Below are 24,441 nucleotides of genomic sequence, written 5' to 3' on the forward strand. Positions count from 1 at the left end.
ATACTATGCTTTTTAAGATAACCACAGAAACCACAGCTTCTACTACTACTAATTCAATTTCATATCAAAAAATAGATAAAAGTAGAGAAGTAAAAAATTTCGATTTTTTTAACGGTATTGCCTTTTTGAAATAGCTATGAAATTCTTATATCAATAGATTTTTATTTGAGATAACTGGATGAAGTTAAGTTGTTCCCAATCTGAGCTTAATGCAGCTCTTCAGCTTGTTAGTAGAGCCGTTTCTAGTCGACCGACACATCCTGTGTTAGCAAATGTTTTACTAGCTGCTGATGAAGTAACGGGAAAAGTTCGTTTAACTGGATTTGATTTAAGTTTAGGAATACAAACTTCTATTTCTGCTTCTATAGAAAATAGTGGTGCTATAACTTTACCAGCAAAAATATTCGGTGAAATTATTTCTAAATTGTCTAATGACTCGCCATTAATTTTAAAACTAGATGATAACAGTCAGCAAATAGAATTAACTAGTAAAAGTGGTACATATCATGTGAGAGGAATGTTGGCTGATGATTTTCCTGATTTACCATTAGTCGAAAGTGGAACATCTCTCAAATTAAATCCATTATTGTTATCAAGTGCTATTAAATCAACTTTATTTTCAAGTAGTACAGATGATGCTAAACAATTACTTACTGGAGTTAATCTTACCTTTGATGGTTATGGTTTAGAATCTGCTGCTACAGATGGTCATAGATTAGCTATTTTAAATTTAAATAATATTTTATCTCAATCAAATGATGAAAATATATCTACAAGTATTGATAAATTTTCAATTACTTTACCTTCAAAATCTTTAAGAGAAGTCGAAAAATTTTTAAGTACTTGTGATATTAATCAACCTATTAATTTTTTTATTGATAAAGGACAGGTTGTATTTATATCAGCTGATGAAATTATTACTATTAGAGCTTTAGAAGGTTCATATCCAAACTATTCTCAATTATTACCAGAAACATTTGAGAATATTTTAGAATTTGATAGAAAAGAGTTTATAGCTTCATTAGAAAGAATTGCTGTTTTAGCAGATCAGCATAATAATGTTATTAAAATAACTACTGATAGTGCCGCAAATGTAATTAGAATATCAACCGATGCTCAAGATATTGGAACTGGTTTTGAATCTTTACCTATTTCTTTTAAAGGTGAATCATTTCAAATAGCATTTAATGTAAGATATTTATTGGATGGTCTTAAAGTTATAGATTCAAATCTTATAAAATTGAGCTGTAATGCACCTACAACCCCAGCTGTTTTTTCTCCTATTAATAGTGATCTTAATTTTACTTATTTAGTTATGCCTATCCAAATAAGAAATTAATTTTGTCAATACCAAATAAACTATTATTTAGTGATTTCTTAAAGCATAATGTCCGTTGTGACAAAGGCATAGACCATGGTCCTGTTGTAGCTGCATGGATGCATCCTCCAGCTCACAGAATATTAGGTTGGATTAGTCGACCGTCTAATTTAAGATTAGAAAGAGAAGTTTGGAGATTAAATCAATTAAAAGGTATAAATCAGCATGAACTATATGTAAAAGGAAATGGTTCTTCTTCTGATGATCAGACTTTAGATCGTTTTCCTACTTTAATGAAAGCTAATGTTTTTAATAGCAATGGTGAGAAATTAGGTCTTATAGCTGATTTTGTTTTTGAGCCGAAAAAGGGAAATATTCAATATTATTTAGTAAGTCGTTCCAATCCATTGATCCCTGGAACAAGTCGATGGCGTTTATCTTTATCTCAAATAATTGATAAACAACCTGGTTCCATTTCATGTGATATTCATACATTTGAAGATTTACCTATTCATAAAGCAAGTTTAAGAGAAGAATTTTTAAGTAAAAGTAGAAAATGGAAAAATCAGTTTCAAGATTTGACTTATAAGGCTTCTGACAGGTTAGAGGGATGGATAGATGAGCAAATAATTGAAAACGAGAATACAAGTTTTAATGATTCATTTATCTCTGAAGATAATTCTGATTCCTACGATGATTGGATAGATAATTTAGATATAGATAGTTCTGAAGAATTTAATAGAATGAATGAAAGTAGAAGAAAAACAAGTTCTACCAATGATAGAGATCTTGATCCCTGGATTTAATAAATGACATCTTTTTCTAAAAATACAGCTTTTAATCAATTAGTTAATTCGCCAGGTTTTTTTGTTGAATATGACTTGTTAGCTTCTATTGAACAAGAAGGTTTGAAATTAGATGATTATGTAGAAATTTGTCGAAGACTTAAGCGACCACCAAATCGTAATGAATTAGGAATGTTTGGTGTTATGTGGTCTGAGCACTGCTGTTATCGCAATTCTCGCCCGTTATTAAAAAAATTTCCTACCACTGGTCCAAGAATTCTTGTTGGTCCAGGTGAAAATGCAGGAGTGGTAGATATTGGCTTTGGTCAAAAATTAGTTTTTAAAATTGAGAGTCATAATCATCCATCTGCGGTAGAACCTTTTCAAGGAGCTGCGACTGGTGTTGGAGGAATATTAAGGGATATTTTTACTATGGGAGCTAGACCAATCGCTTTATTAAATGCTTTAAGATTTGGTCCTTTAGAAAATGAAAAGAATATTAGTTTATTAGAAGGTGTTGTTTCAGGAATTTCGCATTATGGAAATTGTGTAGGTGTACCCACAGTTGGAGGAGAAGTTCGATTTGACAATAGTTATTCAGGTAATCCTTTAGTAAATGCAATGGCATTAGGTTTAATGGAAACAGATGAAATAGTTTGTTCAGGAGCCAGTGGTATAGATTTTCCAGTTTTATATGTTGGAAATACTACTGGCAGAGATGGAATGGGAGGAGCAAGTTTTGCAAGTTCTGAACTTTCAAAAACCTCAATTGATGATCGGCCGGCTGTACAAGTTGGTGATCCGTTTCTTGAAAAAGGATTAATAGAAGCTTGTTTAGAAGCATTTAAGACAGGGTATGTAATTGCAGCTCAGGATATGGGAGCTGCAGGTCTTACTTGTAGTTGTTCTGAAATGGCTTCAAAAGGTGAGGTGGGAATTGAATTGAATCTTGATCTTGTTCCAGCAAGAGAGAAGGGAATGACTGCATATGAATTTCTGTTGTCTGAATCTCAAGAACGAATGTTATTCGTTATTAAACCTGGATCAGAACAAGAATTAAAACAATTATTTATGAGATGGGGTTTATATGTTGAAGTTGTTGGAAAGGTCTTAAAAGAAAAGGTTGTAAGAGTGTTACATAAAGGAAAAATAGTAGCAAATATTCCAGCATCTGCACTCGCTGATGATACACCTATAGAGGAACATACATTACTAAACTCTGTTCCTGAATATTTACAAGAACATTGGAAATGGGATGAAGATTTATTACCTGAAAATTTAAATAATGGTATTATTAATCTTCAAAATAAAGTATTTATAAGTTGGAATAATGTTTTACTTAATTTATTAAGTAATCCTTCAATAGCTTCAAAAAATTGGATATATAAACAATATGATTATCAAGTTCAATCTAATACAGTTATTTGTCCTGGAGAAGCAGATGCAGCTGTTATTAGAATTCGTTCGCAAAATAATTTTAAAATAAAATCAAAACATAATAGAGGAATAGCATCGGTAGTTGATTGCAATGATAGGTGGGTTTATTTAGATCCAAAACGCGGAAGTATGTCTGCAGTAGCAGAAGCAGCTAGAAACTTAAGTTGTGTTGGAGCTGAACCATTAGCAATTACAAATAATTTAAATTTCTCGTCTCCTGAAAATCCAGTTGGTTTTTGGCAATTATCAATGTCATGTGAAGGAATAACCAATGCATGTAAGGTATTAGATACTCCTGTTACCGGAGGAAATGTGTCATTATATAATGATACAAAATTACCAAATAATGCTGTTATACCAATACATCCAACTCCAGTTATTGGTATGGTTGGCTTAATAGATAATTTGAATAATTTATGTAAAAAAGCTTGGCTTAAAACAAATGATCAAATTTTTATAATTGGATTACCTTTAGAAACTAAAAAAAATAAAGATAATAGAATTTCATTATCTGCTTCATCTTTTTTAGAATATATACATGGTTTAAAAACTGGAAGACCACCAGAAATAGATTTAAATTTAGAAAAACAAGTTAATCTTTTTCTAAGAAAAATAATCAAAAAAGGTATTATCAATTCAGCTCATGATGTAGCAAATGGAGGTTTATCAGTAGCTATAGCTGAGTGTTGTATTGCTTCTGGATTTGGAGCAAAGATTATTTTACCTGAAAGTGATTCTAGGTTAGACCGTACTCTTTTTGCAGAAGGAGGATCAAGAGTTTTAATTAGTTGTTCAGATTACCAAGCTACAGAATTAAAAAAATATTATAATAATTTTATTTTACAAGAATCTAATATTTTTTCCTTATCGTATATAGGCAATGTTAATAATCAAAAAAAATTATCAATATATCAATCAAAAAATTTGATTGTAGATATAAATATTCAAGATTTACAAGACAAATATAAAAATACTATTCAGAAAAAAGTATCTAATTAAATTCTTGATGACTTATAATTTTAATATTCAAAAAAGTTTTTTTAACGAGGAAATATAATCATGTGTGGAATTGTAGGTGTTGTTTCAACCGATCAGTGTAATCAACAAATCTACGATAGTTTGTTATTGCTCCAGCATAGAGGTCAAGATTCTACTGGGATTGCAACGATGGATGGCAGTGTTTTTCATATCAATAAATCAAAAGGTCAAGTGCGTGAAGCTTATAGAACTAGAGATATGAGAGGTTTGATAGGAAAGACTGGATTAGGGCATGTAAGATATGCAACCAAAGGAGCTGCTCATCGAGAAGAAGAAGCACAACCTTTTTATGTAAATGCTCCTTATGGAATTATTCTTGTTCATAATGGCAATTTAACTAACACAAGAGAATTAGAAAAAGAACTTTTTAAAGTTGATAGAAGGCATACAAATACTTCAAGTGATACTGAAATGTTATTAAACGTTTTGGCTACAGAATTAAACACTGCAATATCTGTAAAAGATATAAATCCCAATGATCTTTTTAATGCTGTAAAAAGGCTTCATTCAAGAGTAGAGGGATCCTATGCTTCAATTGCATTAATTGCTGGTCATGGACTTTTAGCGTTTAGAGATCCTTTTGGAATACGACCTTTAGTTATTGGGAAAAGGTTAGTAGGAAACAATAAGCCAGAATGGGTAATAGCTAGTGAATCATTAGTGATTGAAAATAATGATTATCAAATTGTTCGAGATGTTGAACCAGGAGAGGCAATTTTTATTACCTCCGATGGTGAGTTTTTCTCTAAACAATGCTCAGACAATCCACAATTATTTCCTTGTTCATTTGAATATGTTTATTTGGCTAGACCTGATTCAATAATGAACGGTATTTCTGTTTATGAGTCAAGATTAAGAATGGGAGATTTACTCGCTGAAACTATAAAAAAACAAATTTCTTTAGGTGATATAGATGTTGTAATGCCAATACCCGATTCCTCTAGGCCTGCTGCAATGCAAGTAGCTAGACAGTTAGGTATTGAATATAGGGAGGGTTTTTTTAAGAATCGTTATGTTGGTAGAACATTTATAATGCCTGGTCAATCACTACGAAAACGTTCTGTTCGTCAAAAGTTAAATGCAATGAGTACTGAATTTAAAAATAAAAATGTTTTGATAGTTGATGATTCAGTTGTTCGAGGAACAACATCTCAGCAAATAGTTCAAATGGCAAGAAGTGCAGGTGCTAATAAAGTTACTTTTACATCTGCTGCACCACCCATTAGATATCCACATGTTTATGGTATTAATATGCCAAGTAGAAATGAATTGATTGCTTATAATAGAAATATAAATGAAATTGAAAATAATTTATTGATTGATAAAATGATATATCAAGAAGTAGACGATCTTACTAAAGCTATAACTAGGGGTTCTAAAATTAAAGAATTAGATTTATCTTGTTTTACAGGAAAATATGTAACTGGTACAGTAACTCAAGAATATTTATCTTGGATTGAAAAAACTTCTTTATCTTAATTATTTTCTGGTAATATCATTGATAAAATAGATTTTATAAATTCGTTTTCTTTTAAGCTTAGATTTAATTTTTTTTCTTTTTTGTAAGGGTGACTATTAATTTGTTTTGTATCTAATTTTTCATATCTATCTTTATTCGTTTTAATATAAATATATTCATTATCTATAAAACAATTAATTACTCTATCTTTTGTTTTCTTAGTATCCTTAAAATTGATACCTATTGTTCCTAATTCTCCTTTTTTTGATATTTCAATTTCTTGGATATTATGTTTTATGAAAGAATTTTTATTTGTTATTAATATTAAATTTTTAATTTGTTTATCTTCAACAGTAAATACATCAACTATACTTTCACCTGGGAATAATTTTATTATATTAGATCCTTTAGCTAGTTTGCCCATACATGGAAATTCATTTTCTGTTATTTTAAGTTTAATTATTCTTCCAATATTGCTTATTACTAACAGATAACTATTTTCTTCAAAAATAAGACAAGATTTAAGTTTAATTTTATCTTTTAATTTTAAAATAGTTGTTGATCTGTTAGAAATGTCTGTTATTTCACTAATTGCAATTCTTTTAAATTTTCCATCACTGCTTATTAATCCCAAGCTCATACCTTTTTTATTCGGTAATGGAATGAAATTAATTATTTTATCATTTTCTAAACCTGCAGGTAAAAATTTTTCTAAGGGTCCTGGATTTTGTCCCGCAAATTCCCACTTGAGAATGCCAATTTTTCCTAGCTCACTAATAGCTAGAATTTTTGGCTCATTTTTTATTGGCCATATTAATTTAGGAGGTAAAAAATATTTTTCTTGATTACTTTCTTTTAGTTTTAATTTTTTAATTGTTATTGATGGTACTATTTTAATTTCATTGTTTGATTGAATGATAATTTCTGAATCTATTGATAATTCTTTTAATGCATTTATTCTTTGAAGCTCTTTGTTTGGTCTTTGATTTGCTATTCGCTCGGCAATTAGTGCATCTCCGCCTTCGATTAATTTTGTTTTTCTTGAGCTTCCAAATCTTTTTTTGAGTTCTCTTAATTCTTTAATCATTAATTTCATCAATTGTTCTCTATTGTTGATAATTGACTCCAGATCATCTCTTTTAAGTTTTAAATCTTTTATCTCATTTTTTAAAGAAGTTTTTTCAAGGCTTGTTATTTTTTTTAAAGGCATACCTAAAATCCCATCTGCTTGCCTTTCATTAATTTTTAAACTATTAATTAAATTATTTTTGGCTTCTGCTATATCTTTAGATTTTTCAATTAAATTTATAATTTCTCTTAGATTATTTATTGCTTGTATTAGTGCTTCGACTATTTCTTGCCTGCTCTTAATTTTTTTTAATAAATAATTGCTTCTTAGTAAAATAGTATTTTCTCTAAACTCTAGGAAATTATCTAATAATTTTCTTAATGTAAGTTGTACTGGTTGACCATTAACTAACGCAAGCAAAATAGCACCAAAATTACTTTGTAAAGAAGTTTTTTGATATAAAAAATCTAAAATTTTTTCTGGATCAGAATCTCTTTTGATTTCTACTAGAATCCTCATTCCATCGCGATCACTTTCATCTCTAATATCTGCTATTCCAGAGACTTTTCCATTATTAACTAGATCGGCTAATTTTTCGATCCAATTAGCTTTATTTAATTGATAAGGTAATTCAGTAATGATAATACCACTTCTTTTGTGTTTACCTTTTCCTGGAATAATTTCTTCAATATGAGCTATTCCTCTCATGGTTATACTTCCTCTGCCTTTTGTGTAAGTTTCTTTAATCCCATTACTAATTAAAATTTCTCCTCCAGTAGGAAAGTCTGGTCCAGGGATTATTTCTAATAATCTTTCTTCGCTTAATGAGGGGTTTTTGACTATCGCTATTAAAGCTTCTACTACTTCATTTAAATTATGGGGAGGAATGCTTGTTGCCATTCCTACAGCGATACCTGCACTTCCATTTAAAAGTAGAAAAGGTAGTTGAGCGGGTAATACATCTGGTTCTTGCTGTGACCCGTCAAAATTTGGAGAGAAATCAACAGTTTCTTGATCAATTTCACTTAAAATTGCATCGTTTGATATGGGTGCTAATCGAGTTTCGGTATATCTCATTGCAGCTGGAGGATCATCATCAATTGATCCAAAGTTTCCATGACCATCAAGAATTGGGTATCTAGAGCTAAAAATCTGCACCTGTCTTACAAGTGCGTCATATACCGCTTGATCTCCATGTGGATGATATTTACCAAGAACATCTCCTACAACACGAGCACATTTTCTATAAGGTCTATCGGGCGTAAGTCCTAATTCATGCATTGCAAAAAGAATTCTTCTTTGCACTGGTTTCAGACCATCTCTCGCGTCAGGCAATGCTCTTCCAACGATTACGCTCATTGCGTACTCGAGGTAAGAACGCTGCATTTCTTGATGCAACGAAATTGGTTTTAGCCGTTCTTTGGCCATCTTTGAGTATGTAAGAGGCCTAAATTTCTATATTTAGGCTACTAACTAATTTGTTAAAAACCAGTTTTTTGTTAAACATTTATTCATTGAATTTTTTCTTTAGCTTCTTTAACTACTTTTTTCATTTCTTTCGCTTTAAATAAAAGTTGTGCGGAGTTCTGTAATTTCTTCCCCCACAATTGTTTCGATTGATAGTTTTTTGAAACATATTTAGGATTAGATATTAAAGCATTTTTTGCTAGATTTATTGTATAAATAGATTTATTATCTGTTGAAAATAATACGATTGCAAGAGCTAACATAGGCTCGGCATCATTACTAATTTTAAGTGCTAATTTGAATTTTGATATTGCTTCTTTTGAATTATTTAATTCATATTGAATGAGTCCTTCATTATTAATAGATTGCCAAAAAGAGGAGTTTATTTTTGAAGATTTTTTAAATGCAATTAATGCTGATTTATAATTGTTTAACATTATTTCAGCATTACCTAATTGAAAATAGCCTCTTTCACTATTTTTATTTATTAGTAAACCTTCATTTATATAAAATTTGGCTTTCTTAGGATTATTTAAATCCATATATATAGATGCTTTCTTGAAATATATGTTTTCTTCTTTTGGTTTTAGTTTTATTGCCTTATTTAATGATGATAATGCTTTATATTTTTGATCTGATCTTATCTGAGCTTCTGCAAGACTATTCCAAAGAGCTATTTCTGAAGGATTTAATTTAATTGCTAATTCTAAAAGTTTAATTGCTTCAGAATTTTGACCCAGTTGAATTAACTGAATCGCTGTTCTTCCAATTTGTATTGATGTTGAATTTAATTCCTTTTGGTTTGGTTCATTAATTTTGGGAAAGAAAGCATTTGCTGATTTAATTATAAGAAAATTGTTAACTAGAGTTAGATAAAGTAAAACTTGAAAAATAGCTGTAATTTTATTTGTCATAATTATAAATTATTTGATATTGAATTTATATTTCTACGCCACATCCATGGCTTAATACGTTTTAATGCGGAGCTATTTAAATTTTCTTTCCATTTTGTATCGCTCCATGATAATGCATCTTTTTTAGTTAAATTCAAAATCCATTCCGATGGTTGAAGATCTGGTTCAGATGTGGTAGGTATGCTTTTTTTGTTCCAAGGACATACTTCTTGACAGATATCACAACCTGCGACCCAATTACCCATTTTATTAATAATATTTCTGGGCAATTGTTCTTCTCTGTTTTCTAAGGTGTGATAGGCCAAGCATTTATTTGAATTTACAATAAATGGTTCTTCTATTGCTTTGGTTGGACATGCATCAATACATTTTTCACATTCTCCACAAATAGGTTTTGATGGCTCGTCGGCTTCCAAAATTTCAGTAGATAAAAGATGGCCTAAAAACATCCATGAGCCAATTTTTGAGTTGATAATATTGCTATGTTTTCCAATCCATCCAATTCCAGCTTCTTCAGCCCATGCTTTATCTAATAATGCGCTTGTATCAACACAAATTTTCCATTTAGAATTTGGTCTTTCTTTTTCTAAAAATTGACCAATCCTTTTTAACTTGTTTTCAATAACTTTATGATAGTCTTTTCCCCATCCGTATCTTGCTATTGAGATATCTTTAGGAGTTTTTTCTACTTCAACATAGTAATTTAGTCCTACTGCAAGAACACTTTGCACTCCTTTAAGCATGTACTCTATATTTTTTCTTCTTGGGCTTTTCATCCATTCCATTTTGGCTTGATGTCCAGCTTGAAGCCATCTTTCCAATGAAGCGTTTCTAAGTTTGATTCTTGAAGATCCTGGAACTTTTGCAATCCCTACTGCATCAAATCCTTCTTCAAAAGCTTTTTCTTTTATTTTTTTTGTAAGATCAACAGATTTTTTCAAGTTCACAGTTTGTTTTTCATTAATAGTTTTTATACCTTTAATTAAAAGGTTCTTTAGTTGATTGAGACTTTATTTGGGTCCTCAAATGCGTTCTTTTAATGTTTTATTTCTATTATTAGCTTAAATTATTTAATTAATGCACTGAATTTGGTTAGATTGTATATATATACACTTTTCGGACTCTCTTTATTTGGTGCAGTCCTCTTCTCCAAAGCAAGACCTGACTCTTGCCTCAAGGCTTCAGCAGGATCTAAAAAATGACCTGATAGCTGGTCTTTTGGTGGTTATTCCCCTAGCTACCACTATATGGTTGTCTACAATTGTCAGTCGGTTTGTACTGGCAATTTTGACTTCAATACCAAAGCAATTAAATCCTTTTATTACTCTTAATCCTTTATTGCAAGACCTAATCAATCTTGCATTGGGTTTAACTGTTCCTTTATTAGGTATTTTATTGATTGGTTTGATGGCCAGAAATTTTGTAGGAAGATGGTTGCTTGAGTTTGGGGAAGGAACTCTTTCTCGTATCCCTCTGGCAGGATCAGTTTATAAAACCCTTAAACAACTATTAGAAACTTTTCTTCGAGATAATTCCACTAGGTTTCGCAGAGTCGTCTTAGTTGAATATCCACGAGAAGGCTTATTCAGTGTTGGTTTTGTAACTGGTATTGTTGGCCCATCTCTTCAAACTGAACCTGATAAACCTTTATTAAGTGTTTTTATACCTACAGCACCTAATCCAACTACTGGTTGGTATACCTTAGTACCAGAAGGCTCTGTTAAAGATTTAGATATTTCTGTTGAAGATGCATTTAGAACAATTATTTCTGCTGGAATTGTAAATCCTGATGATAGAAATAACTCTACAAATACTTCTTTTTCTAGTTTATTTTCTCAGTTAAGAGCTTCTTCTTCATAATTATCTTTAAATTTATAGTTATGCAATTTAAATCAATTTCTAGAGAATTAGCTCTATTACTTTTAGGGCAAATTAAAAAAAATGATATTAATAAAATTAATATTGAAATATTATTAGGTAAAGCTATTGAATCCTTAACTCAACATTGGAGAGAGCAATTAGATTTTTGTGCTTCGAAATTAGAAAAAGCAAATCAGGATTTATTAGATAGTGAATTGCAAGATGATGCTGGTTTGCTAAATAAATCTCGTGATTACTTGAAGACTTGTTTAATTGACTCAGAAAACATATTAAATAGTTTGTCTGACAGTATTGAACTGCCAAGACTTCTAGCACTAGGTGATCAAAAAGAAATTCGAGAGCTAGCTCTTAAGCGAGTTCATTTGGTTATCGAAAAGCAAGATGAGATAGATAGTAATCTTGATTGCGTTATGGAGGGTTGGAGATTAAAAAGATTGCCTAGGATAGATAGAGATATTTTAAGATTAGCTTTAGTAGATTTGATTGACTTTAATACTCCTACTGCTGTTACCTGTAACGAGGCTGTGAATCTAGCTAATCGTTATAGTGATGAACAAGGAAGAAGAATGATTAATGGAGTTTTAAGGAAACTTCAAGATTCTGCTTTAAAATTAAATTAGTAATGAAAGACGATCTTTTTAAGGATGAAAAAATTCCTTCAAATACAAATCAAAGTGATTTTTCTTCATCAGTTAATGATGATTCTTTAGATTGGGCTAAACAAGCTTATTTGCAATTAAAGCAAAAGCAAAAAGATGAAAAAGAAATACGAGAAAAAGAAATACTTAATAAAAAAAATATAGAAAATAATACTAAAGCAGATTTTAAATTAAATGATTCAGTTGAAAAAAAATTTCAAGTTAATAAAATCTCCAAAGAGGAAGATGAACCTTTACTAGGTGATTTTGATGAAACTTTTACTTGGTCAGCGGAGGTTTTAGCTGCACAGGGTAAAAAAATTGATCAATTTTCGTTAGATGATATTGATTGGCTAAGTAGATTAAAACAAGGATTAGAAAAAACTCGTAAGGGATTTGTTACTGACTTATTAGATAAATTAGGTGATGATCCACTGACTCCTGAAGTTCTTGATGATTTAGAAACTCTATTATTGCGAGCGGATGCAGGGGTTTTAGCTACTGATCAAATTTTAGATTCATTAAGAACTAAGCTAAATGAGGAAGTCGTAGAAGCTTCTGAAGGTTTACGTTTTTTGAAAGACCAATTAGTCAATATTTTAGAAAAACCTATAAAAGATAGTGGTGTTTCTTTACTTTCTCCAAAAAAGGGTGTTTTAAATATTTGGATGTTAGTAGGTGTTAATGGAGTTGGCAAAACAACTACTCTTGGTAAATTGGCAAGTGTTGCAAAAAGAAGTGGGTTTTCGGCAATGATTGCTGCTGCAGATACTTTTAGAGCTGCAGCAGTTCAACAAGTAAAAGTATGGGGAGAGAGAACAGAAGTAGAAGTTATTGCAAATGAATCTAAGAATGCTGATCCAGCTGCAATAGTATTTGATGCTATTGGAGCATGTGAGTCAAAAAGTATAGATTTATTATTAATAGATACTGCAGGAAGATTGCAGACAAAAAATAATTTAATGGAAGAACTAAAAAAAATTAGAAAAATTATTAATAAACTTTCTCCAAAAGCTAATGTTGAATCTTTATTAGTACTTGACTCAAGTCAAGGGCAAAATGGACTTAGGCAGGCTCTTGCGTTTGCTGATTCAGCAGAATTAACAGGAGTAATACTTACAAAACTTGATGGATCTTCTAGAGGAGGAGTTGCTATGGCAGTTGCATCAGAAGCTAAGCTTCCAGTTAGGTTTGTTGGGGCTGGTGAGAAAATTAGAGACTTACGTCCATTTAATAGCTTTGAATTCGTAGAGGCACTTTTAGCTAATCGATGATATTAAAGAAATTTTTTGTAAATGTTGCTAAATTTTAATTTCTTTATTGCTGGAGAATGGTGAATAAAAATTCTCCAATTTCACAACAAAAATATCACCAAACAACAAAATTGTTATCCAGTGCTGCGTCAAAATCTTTAACAGAACTAATTGAAAGTCTTTCTCAAGAGCAAATTGCTAATCAAGATTTATTGCTTTCTTTAAGCTTTGCCTTGCGAAGTTTTACGAATTTACAGCGTTTTCTCGAACTGATTCCACTTTTTGTTACTCAATTAGTTGGTATTAAAGGATCATTGTTAATTCCTTTTCAAGATAATGGCAGTCTTTGGCGAGAACAATTACAAATAGTTCCTCTCGATGAAAATCAAGAAATAATTAGGCAATTATTTCTTTTAGAAGATGGGCTGAAAGCTGGTTTTGGGATGCAAGAAAGTAATATTTTAATGCTAGATCGATTAGTCCAGAGGCATTTGGACTCTTTTAACATAATGGCAACTTCTGTAGTTTCTCGAGGAAGACAAAGAGGGAGACTCTATGCATTTGATAAAAAAGAAGTTGAATTCGGAAGTAATATTCATCGCAAACATATTCAGTTAGTTGCTGACATCACTGGAGTAGCCATTGAAAATGATGCCATATTTCAAGTGATAAGGAATCATGAGAAAGTTGATAGACAAATAAGTATTGGTGCTGAAATTCAATCACAATTATTACCTGATCAATGTCCAACAATTGAGGGTGTAGAATTAGCTGCTTGTTGTAGGCCTGCTTTTCAAGTCGGTGGAGATTACTACGATTTTATGCCGACTCGGCCAGATCTAACGGATTTAGCAAAATCTTCAGGTCGTTGGGCCTTCGTAATTGGCGATGTTATGGGTAAAGGTGTTCCTGCTGGATTATTGATGACAATGTTGCGTGGGATGCTCAGAGCCGAAGTTTTAAGTGGATTACCTCCTGATTGTATTTTGCATGATTTGAATCAATTAGCGCTTGAAGATTTGACGCAGTCACATAGATTTGTTACTTTATTTTATTCCGATTTTGATGCAAGATCAAGAAAATTACGTTTTGCTAATGCAGCACATAATCCCCCGTTACTTTGGAGTGCCAAGTCAAAATCAATAATTAGATTAGATACTCCTGGTTTATTAATTGGACTGCAACCTGAAGCTGAATATGGATGTGGAGAGATCACGCTTCAGCCTGGAGATGTCCTTCTTTACTACACTGACGGAGTCACTGAAGCACCTGGTATATCTGGTGAACGTTTTGACGAAAATCGGTTAATAACTTTTTTAGATAGATTTGCGAGGCAAGGTTTAGGAGCTAAAGAAATATTAAATAAAATTTTTGAAAGATTAGATAGCTTTGTTGGTTTAGGTGATAATCATCTTGAAGACGACGCTTCAATGGTTGTTTTAAAAGTCAATGAAGAATTATCGCTTCCTGAATTAACTTAGTAAATTCACTGACAATTTCGAATACTCTTGCTTTATTTGTATTAGTAATTTGGAAAATCCATTGAGTAAAACGTGGAGCGATAGATTTGATAAAGGATTAAATCCTTTTATAGAAAAATTTAATGCTTCAATTGAGTTTGATATTTGTCTATTAGAAGAAGATTTGGATGGTTCAATTGCGCATGCTCGTATGTTGGGAATTCAGGGAATAATTACTAAAGAAGAAGCTATTGCAATAGAAAACGGTCTTCAACATATCAGGAAAGAAGCATGTGATGGATTATTTCAGCCTGATATTTCAGATGAAGATATTCATTTTGCAGTAGAAAAAAAATTAATAGATTTAATCGGTCCGATTGGAAAAAAACTGCATACGGGTCGTAGCCGTAATGATCAAGTTGGAACAGATCTCAGATTATGGCTAAGAAAGCGTATTGATGAAATTGATAAGGATTTAGAACGTTTTCAACTATCTCTTTTTTTATTAGCAGAGGAAAATCTACATACTCTTATTCCTGGTTATACGCATTTACAACGTGCTCAACCTTTGTCTTTAGCACATCACTTATTGGCATATGTTGAGATGGCGCAAAGAGATAGAAATAGATTAAAAGATGTAAGAAAACGAGTTAATATTTCTCCATTAGGAGCTGCTGCTTTAGCAGGAACCTCTATTTCTATTAATAGAAAAATTACTGCTTCTGAATTGAAATTTGAAGATATTTATTCTAATAGCTTAGACGCTGTAAGCGATAGAGATTTTGTCGTAGAATTTTTGGGAGCCTCATCATTAATAATGGCTCATTTAAGTAGATTATCTGAAGAAGTTATTTTATGGGCATCTGAAGAATTTGCATTTATCAAATTAACAGATAGATGTGCTACTGGAAGTAGCCTTATGCCTCAAAAAAAGAACCCAGATGTTCCAGAGTTAGTCAGAGGTAAGTCAGGGAGAGTATTTGGACATTTACAAGCAATGCTTACCATGATTAAGGGATTACCTTTGGCTTACAATAAGGATTTCCAAGAAGATAAAGAAGCAATTTTTGATAGTGTTAAAACAATTAGGAATTCATTAATTGCAATATCAATTTTATTTGAAGAAGGTTTGATTTTTAGAAAAGACAGACTTAATAAAGCCGTTTCATCTGATTTTTCAAATGCTACCGATGTTGCTGATTATTTAGTTTCTAAGAACATACCATTTCGGGAAGCTTATCAATTAGTTGGGAGAATCGTTAAGACCTCTTTGGAAGAAGGAATCTTACTAAAAGATATTCCTTTTGAGAAATGGAAAAAATTTCATAAATATTTTGAAGAAGATATATATGAAAAGCTTTTGCCTTCAAGTGTGGTTGAGTCGCGTTTGAGTGTTGGTGGAACTGGATTTGAGAGAGTTCAGGAAGAGCTTCTTCTTTGGCGCGAAAAATTATTTAAGTAAAATAATTGTTTTCAATCTATTTGAGGGCTTTCGGTATTAAAGTGTTTGATGATGGCTCATTTTAGAGTTATTAAATTTGGCTATTCATAGCCCAATTAGTTACATTTTATTTTCAGTCCAATTTTCAAGTGAGTATTTTTGTCGGCAACTTACCCTTCCGCGCTGAGCAGGAAGATGTCATTGAATTGTTTTCTCCCTTTGGGGAGGTGGCAAATTGTTCTTTACCTTTAGAACGAGATACAGGACGCAAAAGAGGTTTTGCTTTTGTTGAGATGGCTGATGAAGCAGTTGAAGCTTCAGCAATTGAATCTCTACAAGGTGCTGAGCTTATGGGTCGCCCTTTAAGAATAAACAAAGCTGAACCTCGAGGCAGTGCTCCTAGAAGAGGCGGTGGCGGTTATGGCGGTGGCGGCCAAGGCGGTGGCTACGGCGGCGGTGGTTATGGCGGTGGCGGCCAAGGCGGTGGCTACGGCGGTGGCGGTTATGGCGGTGGCGGCCAAGGCGGTGGCTACGGCGGTGGCGGTTATGGCGGTGGCGGCCAAGGCGGTGGCTACGGCGGTGGTGGCCAAGTTGATCAATCAGCTCAAGACAGACCTTCTGGCGCTAAAGGTTGGGAAGATCGTAGTCATGGCAATGCTTCACAGGATGCTAATGGCTTTGATCAAGGTCGCAGTAGAAGAAGAAGAGGTGCTTCGCCTGAAGGAGGAGATGATTCTTCCGTAGATTATGGTGGCGCAGAAAGTTAAAAGTTTTTGCTACTTATTTCTATAGCCCTGCATCTTCAAGTTGTAGGGCTATTTTTTTTAAAACTGAAATATCTGCTTTACTATTTTGACATTTTTCGCTTAATTCTTGTCTTAACATTTTTGCATTGGGTATGTTTTCTATTAGATTTAAAATGTGTTTAGCCATATTCCAAAGTCTTCCATCATTCTCTAGATGTTTTTGAGTAAAAGGAATAATTTTTTTAATTATTTTTGACCTCGTAAGATACTCCTCTTTTTCTCCATAAATTTTTGAATCTATTTCTTTCCAAATGTATGGATGAGAATATGCAGCTCGACCAACCATCGCACCATCAAATGTTTGTAAAGCTCTTAGACATTCATTTATTGTATTAATACCTCCATTAAGTTCGATTATTAATTCAGGTCTTTTGTTTTTTAATTTTTGAACTCTTTCGTATTGAAGAGGTGGAATTGTACGATTCTCTTTAGGATTTAATCCATTGAGCCAAGCTTTTCTTGCGTGAACTATAAATCTGTCTGCTCCTGCAATTGAGCAAATATCTACAAATTTGATTAGGTAATCATCACTGTCAAGATTATCAATACCTAACCTATGTTTTACAGTGATTGGGATATTGCATGATTTTTTCATTCTTTCAATACAATTAGCCACTATTTTTGGCTTTCCCATCAGGCAAGCGCCAAAGTTGCCTGATTTTACTTTTGGACTTGGGCATCCAATATTCAAATTAATTTCGTCATAACCCCAATCTTCTGCCATTTCTGCCGCTTCAGCTAAAAGAATTGGATTGTCTCCTGCAAGTTGTATTGAAATAGGGTGTTCAATTTCATCAAAATCTAATAACTTCTTTCTATTTTTGCTGTAATGAAGAGCTTGAGCGACAATCATTTCTGTATATAAAAGTGATCGTTCTGTTATTTGCCGCATTAGGACACGAAAGTGCCTATCTGTGCAATCCATCATTGGAGCAATACTTATTCGATAGCTAGCTAATTCATTCGTTGTAGAAGATTTGGAAATCATTTTCTATAATTTAATTTTTCACCTTTTAAGGAGTAATTTTATTAATATTTACCGAACTGAAAAATTTCTTTGAACCGTAGATTTTTAATGATTGGATTTTTGAATACTCTTTTGGGTTTTATTATCAAACCTAAAAGTGCTTTTGCTTCATCTAAACCTATGAATAACTATAAAACTTTAACTGATTCAGATTGGGAAAAGCGCTTATCCAAAGAGGCATATTATGTTTTGCGGAAAGAAGGAACAGAAAGGCCGTTTTCAAGTCCATTGAACGATGAAAAAAGGAAAGGAATTTTTCGTTGTGCTGGATGTGGACTTGCTTTATTCTCTTCAAAAACAAAATTTGATAGTGGAACAGGTTGGCCAAGCTTTTTCGATCATTTACCTGATGCAATCGAAACAAAAACAGATTTTAAATTAATTGTTCCACGAACTGAATACCATTGTCGAAGTTGTGGTGGGCATCAGGGGCATGTTTTTAATGATGGTCCAAGGCCAACTGGTAAAAGGTATTGCAATAATGGGGTCGCTATTGTATTTGAGGTTGATTCTTAAATTATTACCCAACTAATTGATAGGTGTGGGCTTCCGTAGCTTGTATAAAAAACTCTTTGCTATCAACATGTATTAATAGCCAATCAAATTATATGAATTCAGACGTTCCTTCATCAGAACAGGAATTACCTCAGGATGGTTCATCAGAAAATGATTCCGATGAAAATTCTGTAAGTTCTGAAACAACTAGTGAATCATCCAATAAAGTTGAACTACCTAACAGTTCTCAAGTTGAACCTCAATTGAATAATGATTCTATAGATTCAGCTAATGATCAATCTTCAACAGCATCTGATCAAAAAATAAAAGTTCCAGATACTGAAGCGAGATTACAGCAATTAGAAAAAGAGTATGAGACTCTCAATGGTCAGTATATGAGGATAGCTGCTGATTTTGATAATTTCCGAAAGCGTCAGACAAGGGATCAGGATGATTTAAAAATCCAACTTACTTGTAGCACGCTAAGCGAAATTCTCCCTGTTGTTGATAATTTCGAAAGAGCTAGACAACAATTAAATCCTGAGGGTGAAGAAGCTCAAGCATTGCATCGAAGCTATCAAGGACTTTATAAACAATTGGTTGAGGTTCTAAAGCAATTAGGTGTTGCTCCAATGCGTGTAGTTGATCAAACTTTTGATCCCTCATTGCATGAAGCTGTGATGAGAGAGCCAAGTGAGGAAAAAGCAGAAGATATTGTCCTAGAAGAATTACAAAGGGGTTATCACTTGAATGGACGTGTTTTGAGGCATGCTTTAGTCAAAGTTTCTATGGGACCAGGACCGAAAGCTGCTAATGAAGAGATTTCTGATCAGAGTTCTTCTAATCAAGAACAAAATGAACCTTCGGAGAATTTAATTAACGATGAGAATTAAATATTTGGTGATCGAAATGGAATTGAATTTGTTTAAATAGACAAATGGCTGATTTTTACGAACTTTTGGGCGTCAGTAGAGATGCTGATTCTGACACTTTAAAAAGAGCTTATAGGCAGCAAGCTCGAAAATATCATCCTGATGTTAATAAGGAAGCAGGAGCTGAAGAAAAGTTTAAAGAAATAGGTAAGGCATATGAAGTTTTAAGTGATTCTCAAAAGCGAGCTCGTTATGACCAATTTGGAGAAGCCGGATTAGGTGGAGCAGCTGGTATGCCAGATATGGGAGATATGGGCGGCTTCGCAGATTTATTTGAGACCTTTTTTAATGGATTTGGTGGCTCTGGTTCGCCAGGAGGTGGTGGACGCCCTCAAAGACGTGGACCTCAGCAAGGAGATGATTTACGTTACGATCTCACAATTGATTTTGATAAAGCTATATTTGGACAAGAAAAAGAAATCAAAGTTCCTCATCTAGAAACTTGTGATGTTTGCAGAGGAACTGGAGCTAAGCAAGGTACTGGACCAGTGACTTGTCCCACATGTAGTGGGGCTGGTCAAGTAAGAAGAGCTACTCGTACTCCTTTTGGAAGCTTTACCCAAGTAGCTGAATGTCCAACTTGTGGTGGAACTGGACAAATAATTAAGGATCCTTGTAATTCTTGTGGTGGGAAAGGTGTTAAACAAGTAAGAAAACAGTTAAGAATTAATATCCCTGCTGGAGTTGATAGTGGAACCCGCTTAAGAGTTTCTGGAGAGGGTAACGCTGGATTGAAAGGAGGTCCATCTGGGGATTTATATGTATTTTTAAAAGTTAAAAACCATCCAAACCTTAAAAGAGATGGATTGACTATTTTATCTGAAGTAAATATAAGTTATCTTCAGGCGATTTTAGGTGATACGATTGAAATAGAAACAGTAGATGGTCCTACTAAGTTACAAATTCCAGTAGGAACACAACCTAATTCTATTTTAAATTTAGAAAACAAAGGTGTACCAAAACTTGGTAATCCCGTCGCGAGAGGTAATCATCAAGTTTCTGTAAAGATTAAATTACCTACAAAACTGTCAGACTCTGAAAGAAATTTATTAGAAGAATTAGCAGGACATTATTCTGCACGTGGACCTCAACATCATTATCATAAAAGTGGGTTATTTGGTAAGTTATTTGGAAAAAATTAGTGAAAAAAAAAATAATAATTGATCATTATTTAGATTTACGTGGTCTTGTTTGTCCAATCAATTTTGTCAAATGCTGTTTAGCTTTAGAAACTTTATCTTTAAACCAAGTTTTAAAAGTGGATTTGGATTTAGGCGAAGCTGAAATAAGTGTTATTGAGGGCTTGAAAGAGAAAGGTTATAAAGTTGATATTCTAAAAAAGGATTCACAGATGGTTTCTTTAATGATAACTAGTGAATAAAAATAACTCTAATAAGTTGTTCGGAATTGTCATTGCACTTAAGGCAAATTTTTTAATTGTAGAAATTGATTCTAAAGATGTTAAACAAGATCCTATTGATGAGTTTGTGCAAAAAATTAGATTATTATGTACTAGGAGAAGTAAATTAGATTTTCAAGGTTTGTTTATAGATGTAGGCGATATTGTTTTTGTTGAGGCTATAGATTATAAAAATAAACGAGCTGTGATTTCTGATGTTAAACCTCGGAAAAGTTTTTTAAAACGTCCTGCGGTAGCAAATGTTACTTCAATTGCTATTTGTATTTCTGTCGATGAACCGTCATTTGATAGTGAACAAACTAGTCGTTTTTTAATAACTGCTGAATCTGTAAAGATCAAACCTTTTATAATTCTAACAAAAATTGATTTGATTAAAAAAAATGTTTTGAATTCATTTATCAATAAATTAAAACTTTGGGGTTACGATTCTGTAGCAGTATCTATAAAGAATGCCCAAGGAATTGATTCGTTAATTGAACGATTTAGACAAACAAAACTAACCGTTCTCGCTGGTCCCTCTGGTGTGGGAAAGACAAGTTTAATAAATCACTTAATTCCTTCTCTTTCATTGCCTACTTCTTCTGTTTCAAAAAAATTGAGGAGGGGTACACATACGACTAGACATGTCGAACTTTTTTCTATTGGAAACGGATCATTTCTTGCTGATACTCCAGGCTTTAACCGTCCAGAAATAGTATCTGATATTTCTGGCTTTGCCTATTTGTTTCCTGAATTTCGAGCGGAGTTAATTCACTCGAAATGTAAGTTTCGTAATTGTTTACATAGAGACGAACCTGGTTGCGTAATTAATAAAGACCTTGAAAGATATTCTTTTTATCGTGAAAACATAGATGAAATGATTAATTCTCGTCTCCCATACCAGGGAGATTTAGTTTGAATCCACCTGTTAAATCTTCCATACGCTCTTTCATTGTTGAGGTAGAGGCTTCGTGAGCGGATTTCATTGCATCAAGTATTGCTTTTTCAATTATTGTTTTATCTTCTGAAAGTAATGTTTGATCAATTTCTATACGTAAGGGCTTTTGATTGCCTGACATCCATATTTTTGCGCGATTATCGTTATTTGCTCCCTCTATTTCCATAATTTCAAGTTCTTCTTGAAGTTTTTGAGCATTTTGTTGAATTTGTTGTGCTTTTTTAAAAGCCTCAGTTAGTTGTCCAAAATTTGGTAGTCCGAATCCAGCCATGAGATTTTCCAATTGTTAATAATTTTAGGCTTTAAATTTCAAAGCCACATTGTTTGACTTCTGTTTCTAACAAGATTCCATATGAATCAAAAACTTTTTCTTGGATATGTTTAATTAATTTTCGTACATCATGAGAAGAAGCTTTATTTGCGTTAATTATAAAGTTGGAATGAATTTTGGATATTTCAGCTCCACCAAAGCGAAATCCTTTTAAACCAAGTTCTTCAATTAATTTTGCAGCTTTTAAAGGTTCAGGATTACGAAAAACACTCCCGCAGCTTTGGTCTTGATATGGTTGAGTTCTCAATCGATGATTAAAATTTTCATTTGTGATTTGACGGATTTTCGATTCCTCATGACCAGATTCCAATTTGAGTTTTGCAGATACAACAATTAAGTTTTCCTCTTGAAGAAGACTGTACCGGTAGCCAAAATTTAGATCAGCTGATTCGATGATTTTGTATTCACCTTTCAAGGATAGCGTTGTAATACTTTCAAGATAGTCAGATATGCAATTACCTTGTGCACCTGCATTCATGACTATTGCTCCACCAATAGTTCCTGGTATTCCTACAGCCCATTCAAGTCCATGTAGTCCATTCGCGGCAGCTTTTCGAGCCAAAGTGGGAAGCATCTCTCCGCTAAGGACCTCTATATTTCCAGTATTTTTATCAATTTGAATTCCTTTAAGCTTACGCATACATAGGCTCAAACCTTTAATTCCTTCGTCATTTATTAAAAGATTAGAGCCAGCACCAATTATATTGCAGGGAATTTTTTTCTTATTTATCCAATTAATTAAATATTTTATTTCTTCATTATTTTTTGGTTGAGCAATCCATTCAGCAGGACCGCCTATTCTCCAAGTTGTAAAATTTGATAAGGAAATATTTTTTTTTAATTCAATTGAATTCATCTTTTAAGCAGCAAAATTATTTTTAATTGTGTTATTAACAACTACTTTTAAAAATAGATTTGCACATGTTTTATTAATATCTCCTGCTCCCATAATTAAAATTAAGTCTTTTTCAATTGTTTTTTCTATCATTAATTTTTTTAATTCTTGATTATTATCTGGGGTATATATTTCAAGATTTGGTTTTAATTTTTTCAATTCATATGCAATTGATCGATTATTGATTCCTTCGATTTGATCTTCTCCAGCTGAGTAAATTGGAGTTATAAATACTAAATCAGATTTACTAAGACTTTTCGCAAATTCTTTTTGAAACTTTTTTACCCTAGTAAACCGATGTGGTTGAAAGATACTTACTAGTCTATTTGGTGATATTGATGAAATATTATTTTTTGTATTAATTATAAGTGATGCAATTGATATTGCCGCATTAATTTCACTGGGATGATGAGCATAGTCTTCAATTATTAATCTATTTTTCCATAATCCTTTATAGTCAAATCTTCTTGATGGTAGATGTAAATGAGTAATACCCTTTTTGATATCTTTGAAAAGAATACCGGCTGTTCGACACGCAGCTATTGCAGCTACTGCATTACTTAAATTATGTATTCCAGGAACAGGTACTTTTATAATATCAACAAATTTTTCTTGTTCATAATACTCTGCTATAACTTCACAACCGTTTGATTCTTTTGGAATTAATGCAAAATCAATACCTTCAATTTTTTGTGTAGAGAACCATTTAGATTTTTGTATATTTTTTTTAAGATTTTTACAGTCAAAATTGGCAATTAGGTGGTTACAATTTTTAGCAAATTCTTTCATAGTCTTTAATAACTCTTCTAGATTTTTGTAATGATCAACATGTTCAAGTTCTACATTAGTTATTACTCCAATATTTGGATTAAATTTCACTAACGATCCATCTGATTCATCTGCTTCGGCAACCAGTAGTTCACTATTACTAATGTTGTAATTTTTTTTGTATAGAGGAACTATTCCACCAATTATAGCAGTAGGATCTTTTTTGATGATAGAAAGAATTGTTGTAATGTAAGTGCTTGTTGTTGTTTTACCATGTGAGCCTGAGACCACTATTGATTTCTTTTGATCGATTAGAAACTTTAGTATTTCTGATCGATGTTTGATTATTAAATTATATTTTTTTGCTTCTTGTAATTCTAAATTGTCCGGACCTATTGCAGAACTTGTGACTACTAAAACATCGTTCTTTTTATTATCTTGAAGAATTTTTTCTATATTTGCTTCTTCTTGAGTCTGAAAGATTTTTACATAACCTTCCTCTAATTCTTTTAAAAGCGAGCTTTTTTTTTGGTCAGAGCCTGATACCGAATATCCATTTTTAACGAGAATCATTGCTAATGCAGACATACCAATACCTCCTATTCCAATGAAGTGGATATGAGGTGGTAGGTGTCGTGACTTCTTCAATTTCACTTAAGTGTCGAATGAA

22 protein-coding genes are annotated in these 24,441 nt (G+C 32.4%); 15 read left to right on the top strand and 7 right to left on the bottom strand.

Annotation, left to right across the window (positions count from 1 at the left end):
• Window positions 1-178: 178 nt before the first annotated feature.
• The 4 genes from dnaN to purF are packed head-to-tail and all read left to right on the top strand — an operon-like array spanning window position 179 to window position 6,057.
• Window positions 179-1,339: a DNA polymerase III subunit beta gene (gene dnaN / locus DNJ73_RS00005; protein ID WP_158465687.1), complete on the top strand. Its 1,161-nt coding sequence runs from the start codon at window positions 179-181 to the stop codon at window positions 1,337-1,339.
• Window positions 1,340-1,341: 2 nt separating this feature from the next.
• Entirely contained in the window at window positions 1,342-2,124 is a 783-nt protein-coding gene (locus DNJ73_RS00010) for a PRC-barrel domain-containing protein (RefSeq protein WP_158465688.1), read from the top strand.
• A gap of 3 nt (window positions 2,125-2,127) precedes the next feature.
• On the top strand, window positions 2,128-4,539 hold the full coding sequence (gene purL, locus DNJ73_RS00015) for a phosphoribosylformylglycinamidine synthase subunit PurL (protein WP_158465689.1): 2,412 nt from the start codon (window positions 2,128-2,130) through the stop codon (window positions 4,537-4,539).
• 60 nt (window positions 4,540-4,599) lie between these two features.
• Window positions 4,600-6,057, top strand: a complete 1,458-nt coding sequence (gene purF, locus DNJ73_RS00020; protein WP_158465690.1) for an amidophosphoribosyltransferase — start codon at window positions 4,600-4,602, stop codon at window positions 6,055-6,057.
• Here purF and DNJ73_RS00025 read toward each other — a convergent pair.
• The 3 genes from DNJ73_RS00025 to queG form a co-directional block, all read right to left on the bottom strand.
• Window positions 6,054-8,534 carry a DNA topoisomerase (ATP-hydrolyzing) subunit A gene (locus DNJ73_RS00025; protein ID WP_158465691.1) on the bottom strand — a complete coding sequence of 827 codons (2,481 nt, stop codon included), beginning with the start codon at window positions 8,532-8,534 and terminating at the stop codon, window positions 6,054-6,056. The genes purF and DNJ73_RS00025 overlap by 4 nt on opposite strands.
• Before the next feature lie 83 nt (window positions 8,535-8,617).
• Window positions 8,618-9,487 (bottom strand): tetratricopeptide repeat protein, encoded by an 870-nt coding sequence (locus DNJ73_RS00030; protein ID WP_158465692.1) that lies wholly within the window; start codon window positions 9,485-9,487, stop codon window positions 8,618-8,620.
• 2 nt (window positions 9,488-9,489) lie between these two features.
• Window positions 9,490-10,428, bottom strand: coding sequence for a tRNA epoxyqueuosine(34) reductase QueG (queG, locus tag DNJ73_RS00035; protein ID WP_158465944.1), 939 nt, complete (start codon window positions 10,426-10,428; stop codon window positions 9,490-9,492).
• 193 nt (window positions 10,429-10,621) lie between these two features.
• Between queG and DNJ73_RS00040 the strand changes: the two genes are divergently transcribed.
• The 6 genes from DNJ73_RS00040 (at window position 10,622) to DNJ73_RS00065 (ending at window position 16,927) form a co-directional block, all read left to right on the top strand.
• The gene (locus tag DNJ73_RS00040) at window positions 10,622-11,347 is read left to right on the top strand and encodes a DUF502 domain-containing protein (RefSeq protein ID WP_374027170.1); all 726 of its coding nucleotides are present in this window, start codon (window positions 10,622-10,624) and stop codon (window positions 11,345-11,347) included.
• Between the two features lie 20 nt (window positions 11,348-11,367).
• Complete coding sequence (gene nusB, locus DNJ73_RS00045; RefSeq protein ID WP_158465694.1) at window positions 11,368-11,988, top strand: transcription antitermination factor NusB; 621 nt, start codon at window positions 11,368-11,370, stop codon at window positions 11,986-11,988.
• Window positions 11,989-11,990: 2 nt separating this feature from the next.
• Entirely contained in the window at window positions 11,991-13,280 is a 1,290-nt protein-coding gene (ftsY, locus tag DNJ73_RS00050) for a signal recognition particle-docking protein FtsY (RefSeq protein ID WP_158465695.1), read from the top strand.
• Window positions 13,281-13,336: 56 nt separating this feature from the next.
• The gene (locus DNJ73_RS00055; RefSeq protein WP_158465696.1) at window positions 13,337-14,740 is read left to right on the top strand and encodes a PP2C family protein-serine/threonine phosphatase; all 1,404 of its coding nucleotides are present in this window, start codon (window positions 13,337-13,339) and stop codon (window positions 14,738-14,740) included.
• A gap of 49 nt (window positions 14,741-14,789) precedes the next feature.
• Window positions 14,790-16,181 (top strand): argininosuccinate lyase, encoded by a 1,392-nt coding sequence (gene argH / locus DNJ73_RS00060; RefSeq protein ID WP_158465697.1) that lies wholly within the window; start codon window positions 14,790-14,792, stop codon window positions 16,179-16,181.
• A 128-nt stretch (window positions 16,182-16,309) separates the two neighbouring features.
• A complete protein-coding gene (locus DNJ73_RS00065; protein ID WP_158465698.1) occupies window positions 16,310-16,927 on the top strand; it encodes an RNA recognition motif domain-containing protein in 618 nt (205 codons plus the stop codon).
• A gap of 19 nt (window positions 16,928-16,946) precedes the next feature.
• On the opposite strand, the gene dusA is transcribed toward DNJ73_RS00065, so the two are convergent.
• Complete coding sequence (gene dusA, locus DNJ73_RS00070; RefSeq protein ID WP_158465699.1) at window positions 16,947-17,954, bottom strand: tRNA dihydrouridine(20/20a) synthase DusA; 1,008 nt, start codon at window positions 17,952-17,954, stop codon at window positions 16,947-16,949.
• Between the two features lie 87 nt (window positions 17,955-18,041).
• Here dusA and msrB point away from each other — a divergent pair, with 87 nt between their 5' ends.
• From msrB to rsgA, 5 genes are all read left to right on the top strand, one after another.
• Window positions 18,042-18,509 (top strand): peptide-methionine (R)-S-oxide reductase MsrB, encoded by a 468-nt coding sequence (gene msrB, locus DNJ73_RS00075; RefSeq protein WP_158465700.1) that lies wholly within the window; start codon window positions 18,042-18,044, stop codon window positions 18,507-18,509.
• A gap of 92 nt (window positions 18,510-18,601) precedes the next feature.
• Window positions 18,602-19,381, top strand: coding sequence for a nucleotide exchange factor GrpE (gene grpE / locus DNJ73_RS00080; protein WP_158465701.1), 780 nt, complete (start codon window positions 18,602-18,604; stop codon window positions 19,379-19,381).
• Between the two features lie 44 nt (window positions 19,382-19,425).
• The gene (gene dnaJ, locus DNJ73_RS00085) at window positions 19,426-20,562 is read left to right on the top strand and encodes a molecular chaperone DnaJ (RefSeq protein ID WP_158465702.1); all 1,137 of its coding nucleotides are present in this window, start codon (window positions 19,426-19,428) and stop codon (window positions 20,560-20,562) included.
• On the top strand, window positions 20,562-20,801 hold the full coding sequence (locus DNJ73_RS00090; RefSeq protein ID WP_158465703.1) for a sulfurtransferase TusA family protein: 240 nt from the start codon (window positions 20,562-20,564) through the stop codon (window positions 20,799-20,801). The genes dnaJ and DNJ73_RS00090 overlap by 1 nt, the downstream gene beginning before the upstream one ends.
• Window positions 20,794-21,738, top strand: coding sequence for a ribosome small subunit-dependent GTPase A (gene rsgA / locus DNJ73_RS00095; protein WP_158465704.1), 945 nt, complete (start codon window positions 20,794-20,796; stop codon window positions 21,736-21,738). The genes DNJ73_RS00090 and rsgA overlap by 8 nt, the downstream gene beginning before the upstream one ends.
• Here the strand turns inward: rsgA and DNJ73_RS00100 are convergent.
• From DNJ73_RS00100 to murC, 3 genes are read right to left on the bottom strand one after another with little or no spacing between them, the layout of a single operon-like run.
• A complete protein-coding gene (locus tag DNJ73_RS00100) occupies window positions 21,701-22,048 on the bottom strand; it encodes a YbaB/EbfC family nucleoid-associated protein (protein ID WP_158465705.1) in 348 nt (115 codons plus the stop codon). The genes rsgA and DNJ73_RS00100 overlap by 38 nt on opposite strands.
• Window positions 22,049-22,079: 31 nt before the next feature.
• The gene (gene murB, locus DNJ73_RS00105) at window positions 22,080-22,964 is read right to left on the bottom strand and encodes a UDP-N-acetylmuramate dehydrogenase (protein ID WP_158465706.1); all 885 of its coding nucleotides are present in this window, start codon (window positions 22,962-22,964) and stop codon (window positions 22,080-22,082) included.
• Window positions 22,965-22,967: 3 nt separating this feature from the next.
• Window positions 22,968-24,419 (bottom strand): UDP-N-acetylmuramate--L-alanine ligase, encoded by a 1,452-nt coding sequence (gene murC / locus DNJ73_RS00110; protein ID WP_257473428.1) that lies wholly within the window; start codon window positions 24,417-24,419, stop codon window positions 22,968-22,970.
• Window positions 24,420-24,441 lie beyond the last annotated feature (22 nt).

It is taken from the genome of Prochlorococcus marinus XMU1408 (genome assembly GCF_003208055.1).
Taxonomy (GTDB): Bacteria; Cyanobacteriota; Cyanobacteriia; order PCC-6307; family Cyanobiaceae; genus Prochlorococcus_B; species Prochlorococcus_B marinus_A.